This is a genomic window from Natronoarchaeum rubrum (assembly GCF_024494695.1).
Genome location: NZ_JANHDP010000003.1, coordinates 57,945 through 71,001 on the forward strand (window position 1 = coordinate 57,945; position 13,057 = coordinate 71,001).

Annotated in this window: 14 protein-coding genes; 12 read left to right on the forward strand and 2 right to left on the reverse strand. The window is 67.9% G+C overall.

Annotated elements, in window-relative coordinates:
* The first annotated feature begins 138 nt into the window (after positions 1-138).
* The 8 genes from cofD (at position 139) to NO931_RS07905 (ending at position 6,422) form a co-directional block, all read left to right on the forward strand.
* Positions 139-1,131: a 2-phospho-L-lactate transferase gene (gene cofD, locus NO931_RS07870; RefSeq protein ID WP_256391386.1), complete on the forward strand. Its 993-nt coding sequence runs from the start codon at positions 139-141 to the stop codon at positions 1,129-1,131.
* A 3-nt stretch (positions 1,132-1,134) separates the two neighbouring features.
* Positions 1,135-1,935 carry a tRNA-dihydrouridine synthase gene (locus NO931_RS07875; RefSeq protein ID WP_256391110.1) on the forward strand — a complete coding sequence of 267 codons (801 nt, stop codon included), beginning with the start codon at positions 1,135-1,137 and terminating at the stop codon, positions 1,933-1,935.
* 30 nt (positions 1,936-1,965) lie between these two features.
* Positions 1,966-2,814: a triphosphoribosyl-dephospho-CoA synthase gene (locus NO931_RS07880; protein ID WP_256391111.1), complete on the forward strand. Its 849-nt coding sequence runs from the start codon at positions 1,966-1,968 to the stop codon at positions 2,812-2,814.
* 2 nt (positions 2,815-2,816) lie between these two features.
* The gene (locus NO931_RS07885; protein WP_375142019.1) at positions 2,817-3,455 is read left to right on the forward strand and encodes a DUF447 domain-containing protein; all 639 of its coding nucleotides are present in this window, start codon (positions 2,817-2,819) and stop codon (positions 3,453-3,455) included.
* Between the two features lie 83 nt (positions 3,456-3,538).
* On the forward strand, positions 3,539-3,733 hold the full coding sequence (locus NO931_RS07890; protein ID WP_256391112.1) for a 30S ribosomal protein S17e: 195 nt from the start codon (positions 3,539-3,541) through the stop codon (positions 3,731-3,733).
* A 147-nt stretch (positions 3,734-3,880) separates the two neighbouring features.
* Positions 3,881-4,915 carry an aspartate-semialdehyde dehydrogenase gene (gene asd, locus NO931_RS07895; protein ID WP_256391113.1) on the forward strand — a complete coding sequence of 345 codons (1,035 nt, stop codon included), beginning with the start codon at positions 3,881-3,883 and terminating at the stop codon, positions 4,913-4,915.
* A gap of 137 nt (positions 4,916-5,052) precedes the next feature.
* Positions 5,053-5,520: a histidine kinase gene (locus tag NO931_RS07900; RefSeq protein WP_256391114.1), complete on the forward strand. Its 468-nt coding sequence runs from the start codon at positions 5,053-5,055 to the stop codon at positions 5,518-5,520.
* A gap of 65 nt (positions 5,521-5,585) precedes the next feature.
* Positions 5,586-6,422: a hypothetical protein gene (locus NO931_RS07905; protein WP_256391115.1), complete on the forward strand. Its 837-nt coding sequence runs from the start codon at positions 5,586-5,588 to the stop codon at positions 6,420-6,422.
* Positions 6,423-6,449: 27 nt separating this feature from the next.
* Here the strand turns inward: NO931_RS07905 and NO931_RS07910 are convergent, their stop codons facing one another.
* Positions 6,450-7,415 carry a D-2-hydroxyacid dehydrogenase gene (locus tag NO931_RS07910; RefSeq protein ID WP_256391116.1) on the reverse strand — a complete coding sequence of 322 codons (966 nt, stop codon included), beginning with the start codon at positions 7,413-7,415 and terminating at the stop codon, positions 6,450-6,452.
* 206 nt (positions 7,416-7,621) lie between these two features.
* Between NO931_RS07910 and NO931_RS07915 the strand changes: the two genes are divergently transcribed.
* The gene (locus tag NO931_RS07915; RefSeq protein ID WP_375142028.1) at positions 7,622-9,511 is read left to right on the forward strand and encodes a cbb3-type cytochrome c oxidase subunit I; all 1,890 of its coding nucleotides are present in this window, start codon (positions 7,622-7,624) and stop codon (positions 9,509-9,511) included.
* A 1-nt stretch (position 9,512) separates the two neighbouring features.
* Here the strand turns inward: NO931_RS07915 and NO931_RS07920 are convergent, their stop codons facing one another.
* Positions 9,513-10,322, reverse strand: a complete 810-nt coding sequence (locus NO931_RS07920) for an enoyl-CoA hydratase/isomerase family protein (RefSeq protein WP_256391118.1) — start codon at positions 10,320-10,322, stop codon at positions 9,513-9,515.
* A 145-nt stretch (positions 10,323-10,467) separates the two neighbouring features.
* On the opposite strand from NO931_RS07920, the gene NO931_RS07925 reads away from it, so the two are divergent.
* The 3 genes from NO931_RS07925 (at position 10,468) to NO931_RS07935 (ending at position 12,991) form a co-directional block, all read left to right on the forward strand.
* Positions 10,468-11,838 (forward strand): NAD(P)/FAD-dependent oxidoreductase, encoded by a 1,371-nt coding sequence (locus NO931_RS07925; RefSeq protein ID WP_256391119.1) that lies wholly within the window; start codon positions 10,468-10,470, stop codon positions 11,836-11,838.
* Between the two features lie 12 nt (positions 11,839-11,850).
* Complete coding sequence (locus tag NO931_RS07930) at positions 11,851-12,063, forward strand: hypothetical protein (protein ID WP_256391120.1); 213 nt, start codon at positions 11,851-11,853, stop codon at positions 12,061-12,063.
* Positions 12,064-12,151: 88 nt separating this feature from the next.
* A complete protein-coding gene (locus tag NO931_RS07935; protein ID WP_256391121.1) occupies positions 12,152-12,991 on the forward strand; it encodes a DUF726 domain-containing protein in 840 nt (279 codons plus the stop codon).
* Positions 12,992-13,057 lie beyond the last annotated feature (66 nt).

Consider the following 13,057-nt stretch of genomic DNA (forward strand, 5'->3'; position numbering starts at 1 on the left):
GACTCACCGGAGTCACGACGTGATCGACACCGCCCGTCGTTCTGCGTCACGCAACTCGATTAGTTCGGGCGCTTCGGCACGTTCTCCCCTTCGAGAATCCTCGTCAGTACTATAGTCCCCCCGTCCAGTATGGGTGGTATGGTCACGTTCCTCTCAGGCGGCACCGGGACGCCGAAGCTCCTGGACGGTGCCGCGATCTCTTTCTCGCCAGACGAGACGACGGTGATCGCGAACACCGGCGACGACGTCGAACTCGGCGGGCTGTTGATCTCGCCCGACGTGGACACGCTGATCTTTCAGGGCGGCGGCGTGCTCGACCGCGATGACTGGTGGGGAATCAAGGGCGACACGACGCGAACCCACAGCGCCCTCAAGGACATCGGCGACGCGATGGGACTCGACGAAGGACCGAACTTTCTTCCCGACGAGAAGCAGACCGAGGGCCGCGACATCGCCGCATGGCGCCGCTTCTCGGGCGCCGTCGAGTTCATGGAGATCGGCGACCGCGACCGGGCGGTCCACATCACGCGGACGAGCCTGCTCGATCAGGGCCACACGCTCTCGGAAGCCACCGACAAGATCGCGAAAGGTTTCGGCCTCACCATCGACCTGCTGCCGATGAGCGACGACCCCGTTTCGAGCCTCATCCACACCGACGAGGGGCTGATGCACTTTCAGGAGTTCTGGGTCGCCCGCGGCGGCGAGCCAGAGGTCGAGAGCGTCGAGTTCCGCGGGTCGTCGAACGCCGAACCGGCGCCCGGCGTGCTCGACGCGCTGGACGACGACGTGGTGATCGGCCCGTCGAACCCGGTGACGAGCATCGGCCCGATGCTCGCGGTGCCCGGCATCGCGGACGCGCTGTGGAACACGACCGTCGTCGCCGTCTCGCCGTTCGTCGAGGGCGAGGCGTTCTCCGGCCCGGTCGCCCAGCTGATGGAAGCGGTCGGCGCCGAGCCGAACTCCGCGGGGCTGGAGACCGCCTATCCGTTCGCCGACGCGCTGGTCGTCGACGAGGACGACGACACCGAGTTCGACGTGCCGGTCGTCAGGACCGATATCTCGATCGACGGCAGCGAGGACGCCGCCCGCGTCACGAAGGCCGTCGAGACGGCTCTGGAGGAGGTCCGGTAGGCCGTGTTCGGCCCGAGAGTCGCGCTTGCGAGCCTGAGCGGCCGATCCGACGCTGCGTGGGCCGCCGGCGGCGCCGAACACGCCGGCGCCGCGTTTCTCGGCGGGATCGCGCTCGACGAGCGATCGCGAGAGGCGGCCCGCGAACTGGTCGCGCGCGACCGCGAGGAGTTTCTGCCCGAGGATCCGCTGGCGTTCGTCGACGCCGAGCTCGAAGCGATCGACGACGTCCCGATCCAGCCGGCGTTCAACGTTCGCAGCGCGACCGTCGAGCCGATCGAAGCGGCGGCCGAAATCTGCGCCGATCGAGATGCCGTCATCGAGATCAACGCCCACTGCCGACAGGACGAGCTGTGCGACGCCGGCTGCGGCGAGGCCCTCCTCGCGGACGCCGACCGGCTCTGTGAGTACGTCGCCGCGGCATCGGCGGCGGGCGCGACCGTGAGCGTGAAGGCCCGCGCCGAAGTCGACGGCGTCGACCTGCCCGCGACCGCGCGCCGGATCGACGCCGCGGGTGCCGACGCGATCCACGTCGACGCGATGGACACCGAATCTGCGATCGCGGACGTCGCTGATGCCGCCGACCTGTTCGTGATCGCGAACAACGAGGTGCGGGATCGGGCGTCGGTCCGCGAGTACCTGAGCTACGGCGCCGACGCCGTCAGCGTCGGCCGGCCGAGCGACGAGCCCGCTGTGCTCCGACGCGTCCGTCGGGCCGTCGACGAGTGGTTCGAGGGCGGAGAGCAGGATCACGGGTCCGGGACTACCACGGCCGAGCCGGCGTCGACGCCGGAGCCGCACTCCTAAGTGCCCGCGGCGTCGACTTTCGTACAGACGATGCGAACGCCCGCCCAGAACGCCGAACTCGCCCTGTTGCTGGAGGTGGCCGGGACGCCCAAGCCCGGCAACGTCGACCGAGCCCGCGACTTGCAGGATCTCCGCTTCGAGCACTTCCTGGCCGGAGCCGTCGGCGCGCAGGACGGCCTCCGGGCGGCCGAACGCGGGGAGCGCGTCGGCGCCGCGTTCGAGCGGTCGGTCGAGGGGATGTCCGAGCAGCGCGGCGGGAACACGCAGTTCGGCGCCCTGCTCCTGCTGACGCCGCTCGTTCGAACGGCCGGCGACGCCGAGGCCGGGGAGTTGACGCCGGACGCCGTCGCGTCGACGGTCGCGGCGACGACCGTCGAAGACGCGGTGGACTTCTACCGGGCGTTCGACCACGTCGACGTGCGCGCGGGCGATCCGCCCGAGGAAATGGAACCGCTGGATGTCCGCCGCGGGAGCGACGCCGCGGACGCGGTGCGGGAGCGCGGACTGACGCTGGAAGAACTGATGGCCGAGAGCGCGGAACGTGATGGCGTCGCGCGGGAGTGGACCGACGAGTTCGAGCAGACTTTCGCGGTCGCCGACCGGATCGTCGACCGGTCGGGCCCGTTGCCCGCACGAGCGGCCGACGCGTTCCTCTGGTTGCTCGCTCGCCGGCCCGACACGCACGTCGCCAAGAAACACGGCGCGTCGACCGCCCGGAGCGTGATGGTCCGAGCACAGGAGGCCCGCGAGGGCGGCCCCGATCTTGTGGCCGCGTTCTCGGAGTCGCTCGTCGAGTCTGGGATCAACCCCGGGACGACCGCGGACATCGTGGCCGCGGCGCTGTTCGTCGCGCTCGAACGCGACGGGCTGGAGGTGTGAGCGTGCGCGAGGACCGCGCTTCCGGCGAGGACGCGGACGCGAGCGACGCCGAAACGGCGGCCCGACCCGTCGAGTGGCCGGTCGAACTGCGCGGCGTCACGGAATCGGTCGTCGCAACGCTGGGACCGAACGATCTGTGGAACGACGCCGCGCTGGGGCTGCACGCCGGCGACCCGGTCACCGCCCGGACGTACGGGAACACCCGCACGCGGCGGAACTTCCGCCGGCAGGGCGAGGGGTACGTCCAGTTCGTCCGCGACCCGCTCGCGTTCGTCGAGGCGGCCCTCTCGATCCGCGAGCGCGACGAGCCGATCACGGACGCCGCCGACGCCTGGGCTCGCGTCGAGGTCGAGCAAGTTGACGCCGGGGAGGACGGATCGACGCGTTGGGAGGAGTGGACGCTCCGGCCGGTCGAGTCCGTCCGTCGAGAGCACGACCCCGCGACGACGAACCGCGGGTACTACGCGGTGATCGAGGCGACCGTCGCGGCCTCGCGGCTCGACGTCGACGCCTACGACACGGCGACGTTGCTCGATCGGCTCGCGTACTTTGCGGAGGTCGTCGACACCTGCGGCGGCGACCGCGAGCGCGCGGCGTTCGACCGGCTCACAGAACTGACCGGCTGGCGCGATCGGCTCTGACGACGGAACGGCGGGCCATCAGACGCCGATCACTCCGTCGAACATCGAACCCTTTTAGGCGCCGGTCGGACAACGATTCGAACATGCCAATCAAACCTGGGTACGTCAAGAAGACCGGTAACATCCTGCTCGAGCGGTATCCCGACGCGTTCTCGGACGACTTCGAGCACAACAAGGACGGCGTCGACACGCTGACCAACATCGAGTCCAAGGACGTCCGCAACCGCGTCGCCGGCTTCATCTCGCGAAAGAAGAGCGGCAACGCCGCCGAAGCGTAAGCTCGTTCTCGCCGATTCTGCGCAGTCGGGTCTCCGACAGCGGCTGCGCCGGCGGTCAGGGCGTCGTGTAGCGCCGAAGATCGGCCGGAGCGCCGCGACGCCGCGCTATCCAAACCGTTTTTGCTCCCCGATACCACTCCCACCACAATGTCAGTACGAGTCGGTATTCTCGGAGCGACCGGCGCGGTCGGACAGCGCCTGATCCAGCTCCTCGAACCCCACCCGCAGTTCGAGATCGCGGCCCTGACCGCCAGCGAATCGAGCGCGGGCCGATCCTACAGCGACGCCGCGAAGTGGCGCGTCAACACGCCGATCCCCGACGACGTCGCGGACCTCACGGTCTCCGCGACCGACCCCGACGAGGTTCCGAACGACGTCGACCTGATCTTCTCCTCGCTGCCCTCCAGCGTCGGCGAACAGGTCGAGCCCGACTTCGTCGAGGACGGCTACGTCGTCTCCTCGAACTCCTCGAATTCGCGCCTCGCCGAGGACGTGCCCCTCGTGATCCCCGAGGTCAACCACGACCACCTCGACCTGATCGAGGTCCAGCGCGACGAGCGGGGCTGGGACGGCGCGCTGATCAAGAACCCCAACTGCTCGACGATCACGATGGTGCCGACGCTGGCCCAGCTCGACCAGTTCGGCCTCGAAAAAGTGTTCGTCTCGACGCTGCAGGCCGTCTCCGGCGCGGGCTACGACGGCGTCACGTCGATGGAGATCATCGACAACGTCCTGCCCCACATCGGCGGCGAGGAAGAAAAGATGGAGAGCGAGTCCCGGAAGCTGCTCGGCGAGTTCGACGGCGCCGAGCTCAGCTGGCACGACGTCGACGTGACCGCGTCGTGTAATCGTGTCGCGACGCTGGACGGCCACCTCGAGAACGTGTTCGCCGAACTCGCCGAGGACGCCTCGGCGTCCGACGTCGAGGCCGCGTTCCGCGAGGCGCCGACGATCGACCTCCAGAGCGCGCCCGACGAGCTCATCAAGGTGTTCGAGGATCCCAACCGGCCCCAGCCCCGCCTGGATCGCAACCTCAACGACGGCCAGGGCATCGCGACCGGCCCGGTCCAGGAGACCAGCGACGGCGTCCAGTTCGACTGTCTCGCACACAACACGATCCGCGGCGCCGCCGGCGCCAGCGTGCTGAACGGCGAGCTGCTGGTCGAGGAAGGCTACCTGTAGACGCCGTCCGCGATCCGCTCTCTCGCAGTCGCCCGACGGCCGTTCTTTGCCAACCGACATATAAAGCTGCGGCACCCGTGTGAGCGTCGCACACTGCCGGGCCGGAACTATCATTCGTGTCGCTGAAGGTCGCATCGATGACGGCGCAAGCCCACGAGACGGAGTACCCCGAGCTGACCGCGACGTACTGGACGAAGGTCACGATCGCCGGCCTCGTCGCCGGTCTGGCGATGGGCATCGTGATGTTCCGGGTGATGGGGATCATGCAAGCGGTCGGAAGCTTGTATGGCTTCGCGGCGACGGGACCGGGCTGGATCGCACACCTGTTTCACGCGGTCGTGTTCGCGCTGATCTTCGGCGGGTTCTACATGTGGGCGCCGCTCAAGCCGTTTCGAGACCGAGTCCTCGCGAGCGTCACGATCGGTATCACCTGGGGCGTCGTGCTCTGGTTCCTCGCGGCCGGCGTGATCATGCCGCTGTGGCTGGAGGCCGTCTCTGCAACGGCGCCGCCCGCGCTACCCTCGCTGAATCCCGTCAGCGGACTCGGCCACGTCCTCTACGGTGCGGTGCTCGGCGGCGTCGCCGCCGCGCTCCAGAAGTACTAGCGTCCTCGTTGAGCGGATCTCGTCCGACCGATATTTTGATTACGATCTGACACCTATGTGCCGACATGGCGAGCGAGTCCGCCGAGATGACCTGGTCCGGCGACGCGTCGACGTCGACTGTCGGTCGGCTCTGTCTGTACTTGCAGGTCGGATTTTTCGGCGGACTCGCGCTACTGCTCGCTGCGCTGATCGCGCTCGTCGCTCTCCGGTCGGTTCGTACCGGCGAGTACGGCGTCCTCGCGCTCGTCGCGCTGCTGGCGCTCGTCGGCGGGCCGTTCTCGATGCTGTACCTCCTCCCCGTCGTCACCGACGCCGACGCGCGGCGCTCGCTCTCGAAGGATCTCCCGCGGTACCGCCGGCTCGTCCGGTGGAGGATCGCCCTCGCCGCCGTCATCGGCGCCGGAGGGATCCTCGCGGCGGTCTACAGCGGGTCGTGGGTGCTACTGGGGGCGTTACTGCTCATTCCGACGGTATCGTTCGGCGTGGCAGGGTCGCTCGACGTCGACGGCGCGCTCGACGCCGCTGCGGGGGAACTCGTCGTTCAGGGTCGGGCGGTCGACCTCGATGCAGTTGCGGACCACCGGCGGATCGACGTTGGCGACTACGCCGTTCTCTGGCTGTCGTACGCCGGTCCAAACGATCTCGGCAGACCGAGGCTGGTCGTCGTTCCAGGGTCGGTCGCCGACGCCGCGGTCGCCGCGGTGCCCGAGGACCCCGACGAGAGCGAGGCGTCGCACCCGCCTGCGGAGCGTGCCGCGCTCGTGGGGACAGCGGCCGTCTTCCTGGGGCTGGCCGCGGTGCTCGTCGCCATCGGACGCGGGACCGAGAACGCGGCCGCGCTCTACGCGTTCGCCGCGATGCCGGGGTCTGTCGGCGGGCTGTTGCTGTACCTCGCCGCGTGACGCCGGCGTCACTCGGTGCTCGCCCGGCTACAGCGAGACCTCGTTTTCCAGCCCGTCGTACTCGCCCGTCTCGTCGACCCGCCGGACGTTTCCGGCGACGATGTCGGCGAGGCGCTCGTAGTAGTCGGGCGTGTGGCCGGCGTGGTGGGGCGTGATCTGGACGTTGCCGAGATCCCACAGCGGGTGGTCCCGAGGCAACGGTTCGGGATCGGTCACGTCCAGCGCAGCGCCGCGGATCCAGCCGGAGCGCAGCGCCGTCAGGAGGTCGTCGGTGTCGACCACGGGGCCGCGGGCGACGTTGACGAGCACGGCCTCGGGCGGGAGCGTGACGAACTCCTCGCTGCCGATCAACCCATCAGTTTCGTCGGTCAGCGGGCAGGCGAGCACCAGATAGTCGGTGCGCGCGAGAGCGTCGTGGAGGCCGTCCTCGTCGAAGCCGATCACCTCGTCGGTCGGACCGCCCTTCTCGGGCGTGTACCGGACGCTGACCGTCTCGACGCCGAACCCCTCCAGTCGGTCGACGACGGCCTGCCCGATCGCGCCGAGGCCGACGACCGTCACCGTACTGTCCTGCAGTTCGTGGGCTTTGTAGTGGCGCCATTCGTTGTTTCGCTGGCGGCGGAACCCCTCGTGGAACCGGCGAGTGAACGTCAGGATGTTCCCCAGAACGTGCTCGCCCATGTTCGGGCCGTGGACGCCCGAGGCGTTGGTCACGGTGACGCCGCGCTCGCGCAGGCCGTCGAGGGGCAGGTGGCCGACGCCGGCGTACGCGCAGGCGAACAGCTGCATCGCCTCGGCCCGGTCGAGCAGCTCCTCGTCTAACACCATGCCCGTCACGATCTCCGCATCCGGGATCTCCTCGCGCTCCGCTGCCGGCGTCCGCGCGAGCGTGACGTCGCTGTCTGGCAGTCTGGACCGAAGCGCGTCGGCGTACTCCTCGACGGGGATGCCGTGAGTTCCCTTCCGGAGCACGAGTACGTCGTGGTCGCTCATGTAGTCGTGATCGACCGACGCGGCCATAAGTCCCGGACAGGTGGCGAACACTGCTGGTTTCGTCGAACTCCGCCGATATCCGAGCGTCGGTATCACCTGATCGCCCGCGAGACAGGTCAGCGCGTCCGAGAGGCACCCCAGCCGTTGATAAATCGCGACGAGCATAGGTACGTATGGTAGCTGGCCAGGTAGTCCTGACAGTCCTCATGGGACTATTTCTCGTGGGCGTCGCCGCGTGGCTCGGACGACTCAGCGACTGGCGACCGACGACCGTCGGCGGCGGCACCGTCGAGGAGGATCGCCGCGAGACTGCCGAGAAACCCGGTGGCCTCATACGGTGGTTGACGACGGTCGACCACAAGGACATCGGCGTCATGTACGGTCTGTTCTCGGTGACGGCGTTCGTCGTCGGCGGCCTGATGGTCGTAGTGATGCGCCTAGAACTGCTCCAGCCCGGCGAGACGATCATCGGCGCGTCGACGTACAACGCGTTGCTGACGAACCACGGCATCACGATGCTGTTCCTGTTCGGGACGCCCTTTATCGCCGCATTCGCGAACTACTTTATCCCGCTGTTCATCGGCGCGGACGACATGGCGTTCCCGCGGATCAACGCCATCGCGTTCTGGCTCCTCCCGGTGAGTGCCATGTTGATCTGGGGCGGGTTCTTCCTCTGGCCCGTCCTCGAGGGCGTCGCTCCGGCCCAGACGTCGTGGACGATGTACGCGCCGCTGTCGACGTCGAGCACCGCACAGGGGACGCCCGCCGCGAGCATGGGGGCGATCAACCCCGGGGCCGACATGATGATGCTGGGGCTGCACCTCTCGGGTATTTCCGCGACGATGGGCGCGATCAACTTCATCGTCACCATCTTCACCGAACGAGCCGACGACGTCGGCTGGCACAACCTCGATATCTTCTCGTGGACGATCCTCACCCAGTCAGCGATCATCCTCTTTGCGTTCCCGCTGCTGGGCAGCGCGCTGCTGATGTTGCTCGCGGACCGGAACTTCGGGACGGTGTTTTTTGCCCCCGAGGGCGGTAACCCGATCCTCTGGCAGCACCTGTTCTGGTTCTTCGGTCACCCCGAAGTGTACATCCTGGTGTTGCCCCCGATGGGGATCATCAGCTACGTCCTGCCCAGATTCGCGGGGCGTAAGCTGTTCGGGTTCAAGTTCGTCGTCTACTCGACGCTGGCGATCGGCGTCCTCTCCTTCGGCGTCTGGGCGCACCACATGTTCGCCTCCGGGATGGATCCGCGCATGGAGGGCGCCTTTATGGCCGTCTCGCTGGCGATCGCGGTGCCGAGTGCGGTGAAGGTGTTCAACTGGATCACGACGCTGTGGCAGGGGTCGATCCGGCTGGCGGCGCCGATGCTGTTCTGTCTCGGCTTCGTCTCGAACTTCATCATCGGCGGCGTCACCGGCGTGTTCCTCGCCGCGGTGCCCGTGAACCTGATCCTCCACGAGACCCACTACGTGGTCGGGCACTTCCACTACATCGTGATGGGCGCCATCGGCTTTGCCTTCTTTGCGGGCTTTTACTACTGGTTCCCGCTCGTGACCGGCCGGATGTACCAGCGCCAGCTCGCGAAGTGGCACTTCTGGCTCTCGATGGTCGGGACGAACATCGTGTTCTTCGCGCTGATCCTGCTGGGCTACGCCGGGATGCCCCGCAAGTACGCCAACTACGACGTGACGGTCGGCCCGCAGGAGATGTTTATCAACCTCAACCAGATCGCGACGCTGGGCGCCCTGCTGTTGCTGGTCGGCCAGCTCGTCTGGGCGTACAACTTCCTGTCCTCGGCGCTCGAAGGGCCGGTGATCGACGACGACGATCCCTGGAACCTCGACGAGCACAACATGAAGACCCGCGAGTGGGACTGGTTCCGCGAGCACCGGATGCCGATGTCCGGCGGCGGCGGACACGCGATCGCGTACGACGGTGGAACCAAGCAAGAAGCCGATGCACAGGCTGCGCAGGACGCCGACGCGCAGGACGCCGACGCGCAGGACGCCGACGCACAGGACGCCGACGCTAAGGCGCCGTCGGACGCCGAGGGCCCTTCAGTCGATCCCGATCCCAACGAAGACTAGCTCACTCGCCCCGGAACTCGGGGTCCTCGTCGCCGAAGAAGGCCTCGTGACCTCGGGCGTAGTCGTCGGTGCCTGCGAGGCGCGCGATCGTGTCGGTCTCGGCCTCCAGATGTTCATCGAACGTCCGGCCGTGGCTGTTGGCCATGAGACGCTTGGTCGCGCCGAAGGCCCGCGTCGGCCCCGATGCCATCTCGTCGGCGAGTTCCTCGACGCGATCCTCGAACGAGCTCGCCGGGACGACCTCGGTCGCCAGACCGAAGTCGACCGCGCGCTCGGCGTCTATCGGCGCGTCCATGAGCGCGATCTCGCGAGCCCGTCGGTGGCCGACGAGCTCCGGCAGGAGGTAGGTGATGCCGCCGTCGCCCGACAGCCCGAGCCGCGGGTAGGCGTACTCGAAGCGGGCGTCCTCCGAGACGACCACGAGGTCTGCGGCCATCGCGAGGCCGAAGCCGGCGCCCGCCGCGGTGCCGTTGACGCCCGCGATCACGGGCTTTGGCGCGGTGGCCATGTGCCGGATCGCCGCGTGGAGCCGGGAGGCCAAGGCACGCAGCCGCCGGCCGTCTGACTCGTCGCCCTCCAGAGCCGCGAGGTCGGCGCCGGTGTTGAACCAGTCGTCGACGCCGGTCAGCACGACGCAGCGCACGTCGTCGTCCGAGTCAGCCAGTTCGATGACGGCGTCGCGCAGGTCGCCGGCCATCGCCTCGCTCAGCGCATTGTACGCGTCGGGCCGAGCCATCGTGATCGTCCCCACCGCGCCGTCGCGCTCGACGTCGACGTGCTCGCCGCCGGCCTCGAAGCTGTCGGATTCCATGCGGGTAACTGCGCGGGCCACCCTGAAATAATCTAGCGCGAAAGTTCCACGGCTCTGCCACGTCGTAGGCTCCCGGAGACGCCGCGTCGCCAAGCCACCGCGTGCTATCGGGACATTAATATCGCTGGCACGGACCCTTCGGTGTATGGAGCGGTACGACGTGGCCGTCGTCGGTGGCGGTCCCGCGGGGACGTGTGCCGGCTGGGAGGCCGCCAAGGGCGGCTCCCGGGCGGTGGTACTGGAGAAGGGCGTCCCCCGCGAGGATCGCGACGGACTCGGTCCGGACTCGACGGACGCAGCGGGGATGCTCGACTACTGGGTCGACATCATGGACATCGACTACGAGCGCATCCCCGAGGAGGCGATCCTCCGGGAGCTCTCGGGGACGGACTTCGTCGGCCCGAACGAGTCGGTCTCGCTCGACACCACTGGAATGGACGCCGGCTACGACGGGTTCGGGTTCACCTTCCAGCGCGCTCGGATGGACGACTGGCTCCGCGAGGAGGCCGAGAGCGAGGGCGCCGACTACCGCGTCGGCGTCAGCGTCACCGACGTGGAGACCGACCTGTCGGGCGACCCGCGCCACGTCCTCAGCCTGCGCGACGGCGAGGACATCGGCGCGAAGTACCTCGTACTGGCGGACGGCCCGCAGCGTCAGGTCACGAGTCGCGTACTCGACCGATACCTGCCGGCGGACGTCGACATCACCGACTACGTCGGGACGACCCACGCGAACCACATCGCCTACCAGGAGCACCGCGAGGTGCCCGAGGAGGTCTTCGAGGACGACCGACTCAAGTTCTGGTGGGGGTACATGCCCGGCGAGACGGCCTACCCGTGGGTGTTCCCCAACGACGGCAACGTCGCCCGCATCGGGTTGACGATGCCGATCGGACTGGACATCGACGAGATCGAGAACCGCGAGGACTACGCCCTCCTGCGGCCCGACGACGACGGCATCCCCTCGGGAGGGGAGTACATCCAGCGCCTGCTCGAACGCGAGTACGGCGACGAGTACGACGTCGAGGAGGACTTCCCGCTCGTCGAAGACCGCGGCAAGCGCGGCGGCACCGAGACGTACGCCATCTCCTCGACCCGGCCGATCGACTCGCCGACCCGCGCCGGCATCGCCGTCGCCGGCGGCGCGATGGGCACGACCTCGGCGTTCCACGAGGGTGGCTATCACGTCGCCGTGCGCTCGGGGCGGATCGCTGGCGAACTCGCCGCGGACGACGAACTCCGTCGCTACAACGACGCCTGGAAAGAGGCCATCGGCGACGAGCTACTGCGGAACGTCACGTTCGCCGACATCGTCGCCGACTACGGGCCCGCAGACTGGGACCGAACCTTCGGCGTCGCCAACGACCTGCTGGCGCCCGAGGACGACAAACTGCTACGCTGGCAGCTTCGTTCGGGACTGGCCGGCCTCAAAGTCGTCGGCGAGTACAAGTGGCGCAAGTTCGGCTACCGCGACGGCAAGTACGTCCAGCTGCGCGAAGCCGAGTACCAGCTGTAAGCCCAGATCGAGATGCGGGCCACCACGCTGACGAAACTGGTCGGCCTGTCTGCTCTCCTCGTCATCAGCGGGTTCGTCACGATGGGGTTTTCGCGGCTTGCGATCGGTTACGATCTCGCGCGCACCGTCGCGGCGCCGCTGTTCCTCTCGGGCTTTGCGATCGCGGTCGGGCTGTTCGCGTTCGGCGTCCTCTGGAAGCTCGGCGTCGTCGCGATCGAGGACTGAACTTTCAACGCGTTCAACACGGATCGTCTCGCCGCAAGTTCTGCGATTTTTATAATCATGATTCATGTATTATTTCTCGGCGGGAGCTATGCAACGGAGAACGTTCTGTAAACTGGCGGGAGCAGGTGTTATCGGGGCAGCGATCAGTCCGGCAAGCGTACAGGCTGCGGAGACCGTTCCGCTGGTCACGACGCGAGGCCACTTCGACATCGAGTGGGGATCGGTCGTACGGGACGACCGGTACGGTCCGCGCGAGTACGGAACGAACGGTGCGGTTCCGGGGATCGACACCGGGAATTGCGCGGGGGACCTGACCGTGTTCGTCCACGGCTACAAGACCAAGAACGGCGAGGCGCCCGAGACGACGAGCGACGCCGCCGGATCGCTCGCGACCAGCGGCTACGGCGGCACGACGATCGGCTACACCTGGGACGCCGATAACCCGCTGTGGGACTGGTGGGAGACGACCGAGATAGCGCGCAAGAACGGGGCCAAACTGGCGCAGTTCACCGTGGACTATCTGGATGCCTGTCCGGACGCCACCGTCCGTTACGTCGGTTACTCCCTCGGTGCACAGGTCGTTCTCTCGGCAGCCCGGTCGCTCTCGGCGTGGGGTGCGGGACGAACTGTCGACGCCCTGACGCTGCTGGGCGCCGCAGCTGACGACCAGTCGGCCAGCACGTCCGGCCGGTACGGCCCGGCGCTGGGGGAGGTCGTCGGACGGGTGGACAACTACTGGAACGAGGACGACGGCGTCCTCAACTGGGCCTATGGAAGCGCCGAGTGGGACGGCGCGCTCGGATCCAACGGCGTCGAGGGGACGCCGCCGGCGAACTACCGGGACCACGACGTGAGCTATGTCCCCGATCACTTCTCGTACTACGACGCCGCGGAGGGTTGCATCGACGAAGTCGTCGCGAACTGGTGAACGGTGTCGATCGGCGGCTCGGGGAGCGACATCGGCACGACATCCTTTTTGCAGGGGCGGACCTAC

Excerpts from the sequence above, each read along its gene's own strand:
- NO931_RS07890 (WP_256391112.1), top strand. The coding sequence starts at position 3,539 with ATGCCAATCAAACCTGGGTACGTCAAGAAGACCGGTAACATCCTGCTC.
- NO931_RS07900 (WP_256391114.1), top strand. The coding sequence starts at position 5,053 with ATGACGGCGCAAGCCCACGAGACGGAGTACCCCGAGCTGACCGCGACG.
- NO931_RS07915 (WP_375142028.1), top strand. The coding sequence starts at position 7,622 with ATGGGACTATTTCTCGTGGGCGTCGCCGCGTGGCTCGGACGACTCAGC.
- asd (WP_256391113.1), top strand. The coding sequence starts at position 3,881 with ATGTCAGTACGAGTCGGTATTCTCGGAGCGACCGGCGCGGTCGGACAG.
- NO931_RS07925 (WP_256391119.1), top strand. The coding sequence starts at position 10,468 with ATGGAGCGGTACGACGTGGCCGTCGTCGGTGGCGGTCCCGCGGGGACG.
- NO931_RS07910 (WP_256391116.1), bottom strand. The coding sequence starts at position 7,415 with ATGAGCGACCACGACGTACTCGTGCTCCGGAAGGGAACTCACGGCATC.
- cofD (WP_256391386.1), top strand. The coding sequence starts at position 139 with ATGGTCACGTTCCTCTCAGGCGGCACCGGGACGCCGAAGCTCCTGGAC.
- NO931_RS07920 (WP_256391118.1), bottom strand. The coding sequence starts at position 10,322 with ATGGAATCCGACAGCTTCGAGGCCGGCGGCGAGCACGTCGACGTCGAG.
- NO931_RS07935 (WP_256391121.1), top strand. The coding sequence starts at position 12,152 with ATGCAACGGAGAACGTTCTGTAAACTGGCGGGAGCAGGTGTTATCGGG.
- NO931_RS07930 (WP_256391120.1), top strand. The coding sequence starts at position 11,851 with ATGCGGGCCACCACGCTGACGAAACTGGTCGGCCTGTCTGCTCTCCTC.
- NO931_RS07905 (WP_256391115.1), top strand. The coding sequence starts at position 5,586 with ATGGCGAGCGAGTCCGCCGAGATGACCTGGTCCGGCGACGCGTCGACG.
- NO931_RS07880 (WP_256391111.1), top strand. The coding sequence starts at position 1,966 with ATGCGAACGCCCGCCCAGAACGCCGAACTCGCCCTGTTGCTGGAGGTG.